7 protein-coding genes are annotated in these 10,291 nt (G+C 62.6%); 4 read left to right on the forward strand and 3 right to left on the reverse strand.

Translation table 11 applies throughout. The features are described 5' to 3' along the window. Window positions 1-245: 245 nt before the first annotated feature. Genes V5E97_RS12310 through V5E97_RS12320 form a run of 3 tightly spaced genes read right to left on the reverse strand, consistent with a single transcriptional unit; the run spans window position 246 to window position 5,166 of the window. A complete protein-coding gene (locus V5E97_RS12310; protein ID WP_406699616.1) occupies window positions 246-2,072 on the reverse strand; it encodes a CRTAC1 family protein in 1,827 nt (608 codons plus the stop codon). After that, window positions 2,069-4,102 carry a tetratricopeptide repeat protein gene (locus V5E97_RS12315; RefSeq protein ID WP_406699617.1) on the reverse strand — a complete coding sequence of 678 codons (2,034 nt, stop codon included), beginning with the start codon at window positions 4,100-4,102 and terminating at the stop codon, window positions 2,069-2,071. Before V5E97_RS12315 ends, V5E97_RS12310 begins: the two co-directional genes overlap by 4 nt. Before the next feature lie 17 nt (window positions 4,103-4,119). Next, window positions 4,120-5,166: a multiheme c-type cytochrome gene (locus V5E97_RS12320; RefSeq protein WP_406699618.1), complete on the reverse strand. Its 1,047-nt coding sequence runs from the start codon at window positions 5,164-5,166 to the stop codon at window positions 4,120-4,122. Between the two features lie 1,297 nt (window positions 5,167-6,463). Between V5E97_RS12320 and V5E97_RS12325 the strand changes: the two genes are divergently transcribed. The 4 genes from V5E97_RS12325 (at window position 6,464) to V5E97_RS12340 (ending at window position 10,179) form a co-directional block, all read left to right on the forward strand. Further along, the gene (locus V5E97_RS12325; protein WP_406699619.1) at window positions 6,464-7,843 is read left to right on the forward strand and encodes a tetratricopeptide repeat protein; all 1,380 of its coding nucleotides are present in this window, start codon (window positions 6,464-6,466) and stop codon (window positions 7,841-7,843) included. Between the two features lie 202 nt (window positions 7,844-8,045). After that, window positions 8,046-8,687 carry a hypothetical protein gene (locus tag V5E97_RS12330; RefSeq protein ID WP_406699620.1) on the forward strand — a complete coding sequence of 214 codons (642 nt, stop codon included), beginning with the start codon at window positions 8,046-8,048 and terminating at the stop codon, window positions 8,685-8,687. Window positions 8,688-8,819: 132 nt separating this feature from the next. Then, window positions 8,820-9,695 (forward strand): CAP domain-containing protein, encoded by an 876-nt coding sequence (locus V5E97_RS12335; protein ID WP_406699621.1) that lies wholly within the window; start codon window positions 8,820-8,822, stop codon window positions 9,693-9,695. 181 nt (window positions 9,696-9,876) lie between these two features. Then, window positions 9,877-10,179: a hypothetical protein gene (locus tag V5E97_RS12340; protein WP_406699622.1), complete on the forward strand. Its 303-nt coding sequence runs from the start codon at window positions 9,877-9,879 to the stop codon at window positions 10,177-10,179. Window positions 10,180-10,291 lie beyond the last annotated feature (112 nt).

Consider the following 10,291-nt stretch of genomic DNA (forward strand, 5'->3'; position numbering starts at 1 on the left):
GGCTGCTCAATGATTAGCGGGCGCGGTAACGGATAAAGACAACGCCGAAGCGTCAGATGCCTTTCCTTCACCGGTCCGGAAGGGGATGTAAGACTCCTCTCGCACCCCCTCTGAAAGACGATTATATCACACACAAGAACGGGACAAGGGGAAGGAGGAAAACTCCCGGTCAGGTTCGTTGCAAACTCGCGGATTTCTCCCTTTTTTGTCTCTGGGAGATTCGCGGCCTCGCGTTTGTGACACTCCTAGCGGATACCCTCGTCTTCATCGACGAGGTAAACCCGGTCGGCCTTGAGGTCTTTGAGCTCGAGCACTTTCCCCGACGGCCAACGTACGGTCAGCACGTCGACATGGTTGCGTGATCCCAGGCCAAAGGTTAGTGGCCGCTCGACCGAGGAGAGGTAGCCCTTGGCTGTGAACAGTTGCCGGGTCTGAACCAAGCTGTCGGCCTTCACCGTGACCTCGGCCCCAATCGCGTCTCGGTTGGAGGCCTTGCCGTTCAGGGTGAGGCGGAGCCAGTGCTGATTCGATCCGCCTTCGTTCCGAAAGAGGCGAGCGGGGCCGCCGTTGGAGGTCATGACGACGTCGAGATCGCCGTCTCCGTCGATGTCGGCATAGGCGCTGCCGCGGCCGACGATGGGCCGAAACAGGTCGGGGCCGGCGACCTCCGGTCCGATTGCGACGAACAGGGAGCGTCCGGGGCGGCCCGTGTTCCAGAAAAGTTGGGCGGACTGGGCATAGGTTGCCGTCGCCTGGACCTTGGCAATGTCGCTTTCGAGGTGACCGTTCGTGGAGAGCAAGTCCAGACGGCCGTCGAGGTCGTAGTCGAAGAAGAAGAGGCCGAAGGTCAAAGGGGGTTGGGTCGGCGCTCCGAGCCCGTAGAGATTGGCGAGGTCGGAGAACTGAAGGCTGGCTCGTTCGTCGGTGACGTAGAGGGCCGTCATCTCATTGGCGAAGTTGCCGATCGCCAGACCGAGTGAACCGTCGTTCTTGAATTGGGCCCAGTCGATCCCCATGCCCGCACGTGCTGTGCCGTCGCGGTCGAGCGCAATGCCCGCGCTGATCCCGATCTCGTCGAATCGGCCTCCGCCCCGATTATGGAAGAAGAAGTTAGGCACAGTGTCATTCGCGACGGCCAGATCGACCAGGCCGTCGCCATCGACGTCGTAAGGCGCGACCCCGAGCGACTTGGCCATCGGGACCTTCAAGTCGGCCGTGCGAATCGCGATGCCTGCCTCAGCGCTCACGTCCGAGAACTTGCCTCCATCATTGCGGAGCAGGATGCAGCGAGCTCCGCCGAACGCGGTCGGGGGACCGTAGGCTCGCCCTTGCCCCGTGCCAGTGAGCTGGAAGTTCTGGCTGCGATCGACCTTGGCCGACCAGTTGATATATCCGCAAATGAATAGGTCAAGGTCGCCATCGTTTTCCAGGTCGAAGAACGCCGCACTCGTCAGCCAATCGGCCGGGGCCTGGGCATTCGTCGCGGCCGTGACATCCACGAACCTGCTCCCGGCATCATCGTTGCGAAACAGGTGCCCGCCCCCGAGTGCGGTCAGGTAGAGGTCCGGGTCGCCATCATTGTCGTAGTCTCCCACCGCGACTCCCATGCCGTAGAGCCGCACATTGAGTCCGACCTGGGCGGTGACGTCATCGAATCGCCCTGTCCCGTCGTTACGGTAGAGGGCCTGGGTCGATCGCGAGTCCGCCGCCGCGCCTGGCCACTGGTCCGAGTTGACCAGGAACAGGTCGGCATCGCCATCGCCGTCATAGTCGAGGAAGGCGACCCCGGAACCCATCGTCTCGGGGAGGAGCTTTTCCCCTTGCGCTCCGTTGTGGTGAACGAAGTGCAGTCCGGCGGCTTCGGTGATGTCGAGGAACTTGACCCGGGGCAGGACGTTGGCTTCGATCGTGTCCGGCTTGGCGGGAGCCGTCGGGGCGATGATGGCCGGAGGGAGGGCCTGCTCGCCGCACCCTGTAAGGCTGCTCGAAATCAAGACGAGACCGACGAGACTCCTGAGCGATCCCTCGCGAAATTCGAGGGATGGTTCCCGAAAGCGAGAGTATCGACTCATGGTTTCGTCCTTATCGGACTGGCCGACGGTTTCTGGTCGGTTAGGTTGCCGGGATCGAGGCGAGGAACCTCGACACGATGGAGCGAGTGGATGACGATCGATTGCGCGTTCTGGTCGGCGGCCGTGGAATTTTGCCGGGCGATCGCGACGGCCAGACCTTCCGCCGTTTCGTCGGGCTTCAAGAGCTGATGCATGGTCTTGTGAGCCCCCTTGAGCGCACTCGATAGGGCGAACCGGGCCGAGGGATCGGTCTCGCGTTCCCAGACCGGTCCAAGCTGTTGAATCACCTCGAACAAGGGATCGAGCCGCGATCCGAATTCGGGACGTGGTCGTTTCACGAGCTGCGCAATCGATTCGGCCAATCCGAGTGCGTGGGCGGCTCGCGATCGGGCGGAGATCGACGCTTGGGCGGTTCGTTCCGTTTTTGCAAGGATCTCGTCGGTGATTTCACTCGCCGGCTTTTCGGATTCTTGCTCCGCCTTGGGCAGGTTTGCCGGAGCGACGTTCCAGGACGGATCGGCATAGGCCAGGCCGAGGCCGTAGTGGGCCGCGACGTTCTCGGTGTCGATGGCGAGCGTGCGCCGATAGGCGGCGATCGACTTGCGGAGGTAGGTCAGACGCTCCTCGCTCGCCACGGGCTCGAGGCGGGCTCGTGCGTAAGACGCTCCCCCCAGCGCATTGACGACCTCGTAATCCAGGCTGAAGTCAAATCCACGCTCGGGGACCGTTGTCCCCAGGATCGCCTCGTAGCTGGCGATCGCCTCGTCGAGCCGTCCGTTCCGCTCGTTGATCTGACCGGTGAGCCAGTGGATCACCCAGGGGGCCGGCGGCTGCGGTTGGGTGGCTGCTTTCTCGATCGCGTCGCGGGCCTCACCGATCCGCCCTTCCTTGAGGTAGAGACGGGCCAGGTTGACCCACCCGTCGATCCGGCCGAGCTCGGCCACTTTGCGGAAGATCGGCTCCGCCTGTTTGAGTTCGCCCTTCTGGCCCCCCTTGTCCCCCCCTTCGAGGAGGAGACCGATGCCGTAGTCGTTCCAGCGCTGCCAGACCTCTTTGATGGGGGAAGCTTCGATTGTTCCTGGAGCCTTGCCGTTGACGGGAAGCTGGACCGAGTCGGCCGCCATCACGACGGTCGGCAGCGCCGGCCCCTTTCCTTTCCCGAAGATAAAATCCATATAGGTGCGGTCGAACTTGCGGTAGTTCACCTTCGCTTCGAGCGTGAGGGGGCCATCCATCTTATCGGGCACCGTGAGCCCGAAATGGACCACCTGCCCAGCGCCCGGGGGCACCTGCTTATTGTAAAGCGGGACGAAAATGTCTTGCGGATTGCGGCGATCGATTCGCTTTCCGTGGCGATCAAGCATGAAGACATTGATGAAGTGGGCGTACGGGTCGACCTCGCCGTTGTCGTCAATGGCTCCGGAGCGGCCGATCACCCGATCTCCGGCTTTGGCAATCAACTCCACCCAGATCTCATTCGAGTCGGCCGTTCCCTGACTCAACGGATGGCCCAGCCCGAGAGTCCGCACGACCACTTCCACGAGATAAGGCTGGCCGGGTTTGAGCGATGGCAGGTCGGGGCGGAGCGGCCCGAGGAGTCGGCCGTCGATTCCACCCCCTTCCCGAAGTGCGAAGAGGTCGATCCGGACCTTCTGATCCTGGAGGAACTTTGCCTGGGCCGCGGCCGTCTCCAGATTTCCTCGAATGGCTGCCAGGCCGGTGTTGGCGCCGAGGAAGAGGTGGTTGTGGATCTCACGCCCCCCCTTGCCATCGAAGTCGCGCGCACCGAAGTCGCGGGAAGGCTGCAAGTTCATGTGGCAGTCGACGCAGCGGCTTTTCGCCACGGGTGGGTAGTAAAAGCTACGGGCGCCATGGCCCGAAACGCCCGAGAGCAGGAACGTGTCGTAGTGGTTCTGGCCGCGGAGGAAGTCTTTGTAATGATTCAAGGCGTACGGGAGGCTCACCTTGTGACACGTCGAGCAAAACTCCGAACCCTTGATGACCGGCTTCAAGAAGGTTTTCTTGTGCATCTCGGGCTTGGCTTTGATCAGCGTCGAATTGACCCACTGGAGGAGCTGGTTTTCGCTGCTGGCAAACGGATAATGCTGGGGGCTTCGATGGTGTAGTCGGCGTTGCCCCGGGTGCTGTTTACGTTGGTGATCGAGTGGCAGACAACGCAGGTGATCCCCGCCTGGCTCGATGCCGTATTAACGTCGTCATACTTGGGGTTATCAAATTCACCCGAAAAGAAAGGGACCGGGTCGTGGCAGCCGGCGCACCAGCGCGCGGCCTGCGTGTTGCCGTCTCGCTTGATGGCGACTTCTCGGGTCTCGCGCACGCTGGCCAGGTAGGCTTTGTTATTGAACGAGCTGAAGTGGTGCGCGGAGTGGAACCAACCCTTGTAAGCATCCTCATGGCACTTGAGGCAATACTGGTCCATCATGAGGGTCTCGGCCGGGATGAACCGACCATCGGCCGTGACCGCTTCGGACGGGAAAAAATAACGTTTGCCCTGCCGTGGCCCCTTGACCCCGTAGGTTCTCGGGTCGTGGGAGTGGAGCAAGGTCATGGCCACGATGAAACCGGCCACGATCACCCCGCCTCGCCGCGCCCACTCCCAACGAATTCGCGGCCCTGCCAAGCGGTGCTTGACGTAGAGCCCGATCGCCACCAGGGGGGCGAACAGATGGAGCCAGTAGGCGATCGATCGGAGGGCCGGGTCGCGAATCGCGATGGCGTCGAACCGGAGCAGGACCAGCCCTGAGATCAAAATGGCGAGGGCGGTGGCGAACAGTAAGAGTCCATACCGCACGGCCTGGACGTTCGGCCGTTTCCACGAGGTTGCCAGATGAACCAGCCCAAATCCAAGGAAAGGAGCGATGATCAAGAAGCCGAGAAGCAGATGGAGAAAAACCATCAGCATGTAAAATGGAGTTTGTTGCGTGGTTCCCAGCCACCAGGTCATCGCCGACACGGAGGCGAGATAGACTCCATTCGCGGCGAGCGCCGCGAATCCGACCTGGACGACCCACAGCCAGGGCTGGAGCTTGGGACCGACTGCCGGTCGGTAGACCGATTTCAATCGCTCGTTCATGAGTGAACCAGGCCCGAAAGATTGAGGTCGATGTGAGGGATAGGGCGATATTGTACGCCGTTCTTCGACCCAAAGGACAACTGTCTCAATCAAATTTCCGCACGCCCCGGGTGGGGCGCCCAATGGACCGGCACCGGGGGCCATCGGTTGATTGCGCAGCGGCCTCCCGAAGCATTCGCCGGGGGTATGAGCGGGAACTCGTTGGGTTCTTTTGAGAGGCTCACTCGTGCCGACCAAGCCGTTGCGGTTGGCGTTGGGACTGTGGAGATCAACCTGAGGGCCAAGAGCCGAGCGACATGCGACCGGAGAGAATAACGGCCTGGTTTGATCCCAACTGACCGAACCAGGCGGACATCCGAAGCAATCTTTTTTTTGGAACGGGATGTTCGGAGCCGTCCTGGGTTGATTGCCTGGCCTATCCTATCCTAGAGTTCATCAGAGCGTTGTCATGAAGGAACATCCGCGGGAGTCGGTCTGACAAGAGGAAGTTATTTGATTGGCGAGGTTGGTCTGTTTGCGAAGCCTGGGGCAAGTTGCTGGCTCGGTCGCTTGCTCCCACGATCATCTTCCCTAGGTTTCAAATGGCGGAATGTCGCGGAATTTTCTGGAAATAGCGATTATGGGGGCAAAGTCCTCGCGACGCGTGCATGGGCAGCGAAGTTTGGCTAAGGAAGCTTTTGGCCATTGTGCGAAAATGCTTAGTGACGAGAAATGCGGCCACACGAGGACCGGCCGAGGCCAACTCCTTTTGGAGAGTCTCTTTCCGCAATCGCCTGCTTTTCAGTATCGACTTGCGTCCCGAGGACGATCGTCGTGCGCGGCTGGAATGTCGTCTCTCTTTTCGAGACTGTCGCAAGGATACCGGGATCTCGTTCCCACGCTCTGCGTGGGAATGCCGCCTGCAACGCTCCGCGTCGTCTTCCCCGGCGGGTAGGGCCGCAGAGCGGCCAGAACGGCATTCCCACGCAGAGCGTGGAAACGAGTTTCTCCCGCGAATTTCAGCCTCCGGGGCAGACAGAGGGCCCGGTTTCCTTGCGACAGACTCCACTATTCGGTATTTTTGTTTCTTGCGAACGTGTTGTTCTGGGGGGTGATCAATGTGAACATGTCATGTTTGCTTGTGTTGGGACGCCGTAATCTGTGAGCACCTTGGCCGGTTTCAGAAGAGGGGTATTCGATGTCTCGCAGGCACAGTGTCAAGGCGAGGGCAGAAAAATATTCATCTCCTGCCGGATCCGTAGTTCAGGACTCAGCAGAGCCGACTCCAAGCCCCTTGATTCCGAAGGATGATGACCGATTGAGTCACGCGACCAAAGCAACCCAGGCTGAAATTATGCGTGAGAACGAGGCGGTGGTAAGTGCACGCCAGCGGCTAGAGCTACAGAAGCAGGCCGTTGGGGAGCATCACCCGGATTACGCCACGGGGCTGAACCAACTCGCTATGCTCATGATCATGCATGGCGACCCGGACCGGTCTGAGCCGTTGCTGAGGCAGGCTCTCGAGATTCGCAAGGAGGCTCTTGGCGAGCGGCATCCCGACTATGCCACGAACCTGAGCAGTCTGGCCGGCCTGCTTTGGGCGCGAGGCGATCTGGACGGCGCCGAACCACTGATGCGCCAGGCGCTCGACATTCGCTGGGACGTGCTCGGCAGCAATCACCCCAAAACGACCTCGACCCTGAACAGTCTCGAGCAACTCTTGCGAGCGAAGCAGGATTGGGATGGAGCCGAACGCCTGGTCGCGGATCCGTCGTCGGCCAGCCCGCCGCTGGCTCCTGTCGCCGAGGCCGTGGCCGCCGCGCCCGCCGTTTCTGCGTCCGCTCCGGTTGATGTTCCGGCTGAGCCACCGGCCGTCGAGCCGATTGCCCCGCCCGCGCCCATCGAGTCGGTTTTTCAGGAACCGCCGGCGATGACGGCCCCCGTGGGCACCGAGGAGACGCGGGAGGAAACCGCCAGTCCGCAGGCCTGGGAACCTTCGGCCGACCGGATTGAGCCGAGGCAAGCAGAGCCTGAACCAGTCGTTCCGCGATCGGAGGTGGGCGGCGTCGAGGCTCGGCCCCGGGAGGAATTGGTCGGCCGGCAGGAGACGCTCGCGGCTCAGTTCGCCCGAGTGGGGGAGCGGCTCGCCCAGGAAGCGGAAGATTGGAAGGCGGGGGGAGCGCCCCCCACGCCGACCTTGATCGAAGAACTCGACGTCTGCGGGCGCGAGTTCGAGCAGCTGCGAAGCGAGGTCGTCCGGTTGGCCGACTCTCTGGGGGCGGCCGTCGAGCCGAGTTCGTTGACGAACCTGGAGGAGATCGCCAATCTCCTTCAGACTCTGAGCGAGGCCGAAGGGCGGCAGGCCCAACTTGGGGCGATCCGTGCTCAGGCGTTGGCGAGGCTCGATCGCGTGCTCACGCTAGCCGCCGCCGATGGGAAAGAGTTGGCCCCGCTGGCCGAGTGTCAGGCGAAGGCCAGGGCGGAGCGAGCCGCGATTGCGGACGCCCCCGTGCTCGAGCTTCCCGACGAGGCGACCCAGCTGGCCGAAGGGGATCATCCCTATCATGCGCTGCTGACCTTGGTGGAGGGGGACGGACTGAGCGATGACCTTTGGGCGAGTTCGCTGGAGTCCGTCGAGGCGGCATTCGGCAAGGCTCTCTCGGTGGCGGTGGCCCGGTCGAAAATCGTCCAGCTCTGAAAAGGCTGAGCCTTTTTTCCCCTCGAAGGCCTTGGTTCAGGGAGGGCGGGGGGAGAGGCTCATTCCGTCTGCTGTGGCAAGGACGCCAGTATTGAACGCCATCCGCGGAGGACTCGCGGATGGTTGACCGCCGGACGTCCCCCAACAGACTCTCGACCGCGCACCAGTCTCCCCGAATGGCGAAGCCGCCAGGAGCGATTGAATGAGTGATCATGGCAGTAATGACCTATCGCAAGAAGTTCTGAAAATTTCCGATGTTTTCTCCAGTCTGGGCGAGCGACTGCTTGGCGCGGCCCGTCAACTCCATTCGCCGGGCGCACCTCCGCCCGAGGGGCTGATCGAAGAACTCGGGCAGGCCCGGCGCGAGTTTGTCGGCCTCCGCGACCGCACCAAGGAGCGCGCTGAGGCGTTGCAGATCGCACTCCCCGCGGCCGAGACGCTCGACACGATCCAAGGGCTGACCGCGGTCCTCGATCTCGTTGTCGAGTCCGAGATTCGCCAGGTCAAGTCGGAAGAGAGCAGGCGTCGCGCTGTCTCCATCCTCGATCGGGTCCTCACCCTGACCCACTCGGGCGATCATGAGTTCGCCCCGCTCCGTGATTGCCAGGACCAGGCCAGAACATTGCGCGACGCGATCTCCGGCGGGTCGTGGTCGGATCTTCCCCCCGAGACGGAGCGCCTGGCCGAAGGGGAACATCCGTTCGCCAACCTGCTCGCCCTGGTCGAGGACCGCGACGTGCTCCACGACGACCTCTGGGCCAGTCTGCACGACACGATCGGGACCACCTTCGGCAAGTCGCTGGCCGCGGCCGCGGCCCGCTCGAAGCTTGTCCTCGCCTCATAGCCCACTCCCATTTGGGTCGGACGATTCAAGACGATTCGCTTGTTCGTCTGAACCCGCGCGGTGGCTGCGGACCCTTTTTTGGGGGGCCACCACCGCGCGGGTTTGACTCCGACCGGATTCCCGAGGGGACCGATGCGAACCAGCCCACGCGGTGTCCCGAGCCTGGTGATTGCGTTGGTCTTGGTGTCCGGCCTGGGGGCGGTCGCCCAGGAGGAGGCCAAGAACCTCGCGGATGTCCCCGCTCTCCTCAAAGCGCACAATCGCGAGCGCGCGGCCGAGAACTTGGACCCGTTGACCGCCAATCCCAAGCTCGAGGCGGCCGCGCTGGCCCACGCCCGCGACATGGCGATTCATGACAAAATGACGCATGAGGGGAGCGATGGCTCGACTCCCAAACAACGGATCGAACTCCAGGGGTACCACGGTCTTGGCCTGGCCGAGAACGTGGCGTATGGCGCGAAGCGCGTGCCCGAGGTGATGCGGCTCTGGATGGAGAGCCCGCCCCACAAAAAGAACATCCTGGGGGATTTCACCGAGGTGGGGTTCGCCCTCGTGAAAGGGGAGGATGGGACTCCCTTCTGGAGCGCAGAGTTCGGCAAACCGATGCCTCGACTCGACCCCGAGAAGGCCGCGGCCGATGTGGTGCGCCTGTTCGACCAGGAGCGAAAGCAGGTCGCCAAGCCTCCTCTCAAGAACGAGCCCAGGCTGGCGACCGTCGCGCAACGCCATGCTCGGACCATGGCCGAACACAGCGAGTTTCGCGCCAAACTCGATGATGACCTGACTCCGTTCGATCTCGTCGAGAAGGCCGGCTATCGCTACAAACGTATCGGTCAGGCAAGCCTGCAAGGCCCGCCGACCGCGGCAGAAGCCGCGCAGGCCTGGTTGGACGAGCCATCGAACCGGGAGAGCCTCATGGGAGACGTCAGGGACGTGGGCGTTGGCTATGCGCTGAGCGAGAAGGGGATACCCTTCTGGAGCCTGATCTTCGCCGAGCCCCGGAGATGAACCCGAGAGGGGCACGGCACAGTGCGGGACGAAGACGCGACAACCCGTGCCCGACGATGATTGATCCACGTCTTATGAGAGAATAATGCGATGAGCCGTGGGGCCCGGATCTTACTCGGTGGGTTCCTCCTCTTCTGTGCCGTTTGCTTTCTGGCGATGGCCCCCGCCTTGGGCGCATCTGATGATCCCCGTCGCCGTCTTCTGCGGGATCGCGGCCTTGGCCTGCTTTTCGACAGGCAGTCATCCCGTCACGATTCGGATCATCGGGGCAACGGTCTTCCTCCTGTGCCTGGCCTACCTGGCAAGCACGATGCGGGACCCGATGGCGCGGGCCCAGCACGCCCCCAGGAGCGGCGTGCCGGCCGTAGCGTACGGCCTCTGCTGTTTCGTCGTCATCGGCCTCCCGGCCGGGTATGCCGTCGCGACCGGCCGTTATCCGGGATGGGGGCAAGGTGCCGAGGCCTTTCACGGCAAGCGAAAGTAAACGGCATGGCCGCCTTCTCATCTCCGCGCGTCTGATCCTCGTGATCAACTGGCCAGGGCCGCTCATTGGGACTGAAAGCAAGGGGCTGGGCGTTGTCCCTTAGACTGGTATC

The sequence above is a fragment of the Singulisphaera photorubra genome, assembly GCF_045290345.1.
In the GTDB taxonomy this organism is placed as follows: Bacteria; Planctomycetota; Planctomycetia; order Isosphaerales; family Isosphaeraceae; genus Singulisphaera.

Excerpts from the sequence above, each read along its gene's own strand:
- V5E97_RS12335 (WP_406699621.1), top strand. The coding sequence starts at position 8,820 with ATGCGAACCAGCCCACGCGGTGTCCCGAGCCTGGTGATTGCGTTGGTC.
- V5E97_RS12340 (WP_406699622.1), top strand. The coding sequence starts at position 9,877 with ATGATCCCCGTCGCCGTCTTCTGCGGGATCGCGGCCTTGGCCTGCTTT.
- V5E97_RS12310 (WP_406699616.1), bottom strand. The coding sequence starts at position 2,072 with ATGAGTCGATACTCTCGCTTTCGGGAACCATCCCTCGAATTTCGCGAG.
- V5E97_RS12320 (WP_406699618.1), bottom strand. The coding sequence starts at position 5,166 with ATGAACGAGCGATTGAAATCGGTCTACCGACCGGCAGTCGGTCCCAAG.
- V5E97_RS12315 (WP_406699617.1), bottom strand. The coding sequence starts at position 4,102 with ATGCACAAGAAAACCTTCTTGAAGCCGGTCATCAAGGGTTCGGAGTTT.
- V5E97_RS12330 (WP_406699620.1), top strand. The coding sequence starts at position 8,046 with ATGAGTGATCATGGCAGTAATGACCTATCGCAAGAAGTTCTGAAAATT.